Here is a 1,395-nt window from a genome sequence, read left to right as displayed (position 1 = left end):
CGACGATGGCTATGTCCAACCCTTCGCCCCGTTCACGGGGAGAAGGCGCCCGAAGGGCGGATGAGGGGCTGCGCCCCGCTTCTGTCGACTTGGAATTTCCTTGCACGTGGGCGCTGCCCCTTATCTGGCTGCCACCATCTTCTCCCTGCGAACAGGAAGAAGAAGCCTCAGAACTGCGGCAGTGTCGGCCGCACCGCGAGCGCATCCTTGACGATCTTCTCGACGGACTTGCGGCGATCGCCAGACAGCGGCTGTCGCGGCATGCGAACGCGGTCATTTGTGTTGATCGCGAACACTTCGGCAAGCTTGATGTTTTGGACCAGATAGGTCGAGACGTCGAGATCGAGCAGCGGCCGGAACCAGCGGTAGATGCCGAGCGCCTCTTCGCGGCGACCCTGCTTCATCAGCTGGTAGATGGCGACCGTCTCGCGCGGGAACGCGGTGACCAGTCCGGCCACCCAACCGATGGCGCCGACCGACAGCGCCTCGAAGGCCAGATTGTCGACGCCGGTGAACAGGTCGTAGCGAGTGCCCAGGCGATTGATGATCTCGGTCGAACGACGGATGTCGTCGGAGGATTCCTTGATCGCGACAAAGCGCTCGTCCGACGCCAGCTCCTCCATCTGGTCGACGCTGACGTCGACGCGGTAGGCAAGCCGGTTGGAGTAGATCATGACCGGCAGGTCGCCAGCCTGCGCGACCGCGCGCAGCGCCGCGACCGTCTCTTCCGCATTGGTGTGGTAGATCGGGCTCGGCACGACCATCAGGCCGTTGGCGCCTTCCCGGCTCGCGCGCTTGGCGATGCTGGCGGCCTCGCGTGTGCCGGCCTCGTTGACCGTCAGCAGCACCGGCTTCTTGCCGGCGACCTTTTGTGCGGTCTTCAGCACCTCGATCTTCTCATCGGGCGACAGCATCGGCCCCTCGCCGAGCGATCCGCAAACGATGATGCCGTCGCAGCCAGCTTCCATCTGCAGGTTGAAGCAGCGCTCCATCTCGGCATGATCGAGGCGATCATCCGCGGTGAATTTGGTCGTGACGGCAGGAAAAACTCCGGTCCACATGATCATCTCTCCATCTGATATATCACTGGTATATCTATTAACAAACCCGCTGTCAATGCGGAATCCGTTATGATATATTCAAGATATATCAGGAGAGCGCATTTGATATCCACGGCAGCAAGCACCTCGGCGGAGCCGGCCGCGACCAGGGCCTACCATGTGCTCGAGCACATGATCGTCACGCTCGAACTGGCCCCGGCAAGCTTCGTCACCGAGGGCGCCCTGATCGACAGGCTCGGGCTTGGCAGGACACCGGTGCGCGAGGCGATCCAGCGGCTGGCCTGGGAAGGGCCCCTCGCCATCAGCCCGCGCGCAGGCATCCCCATCGCCCCGC

At 63.0% G+C, this 1,395-nt stretch carries 2 protein-coding genes; one reads left to right on the top strand and one right to left on the bottom strand.

The window, feature by feature from the left end; translation table 11 throughout:
• Nucleotides 1-167 precede the first annotated feature (167 nt).
• Entirely contained in the window at nt 168-1,061 is an 894-nt protein-coding gene (locus ENZ74_RS31735) for a dihydrodipicolinate synthase family protein (protein WP_024502892.1), read from the bottom strand.
• Nucleotides 1,062-1,130: 69 nt separating this feature from the next.
• On the opposite strand from ENZ74_RS31735, the gene ENZ74_RS31730 reads away from it, so the two are divergent.
• On the top strand, nt 1,131-1,395 hold a 265-nt coding region (locus tag ENZ74_RS31730; protein WP_164761403.1), incomplete at its 3' end, for a GntR family transcriptional regulator.

The sequence above is a fragment of the Mesorhizobium sp. M7A.F.Ca.CA.002.15.2.1 genome (genome assembly GCF_003998715.1).
Classification (GTDB): Bacteria; Pseudomonadota; Alphaproteobacteria; order Rhizobiales; family Rhizobiaceae; genus Mesorhizobium; species Mesorhizobium ciceri.
This window is presented reverse-complemented; position numbering and strand designations above follow the sequence as displayed.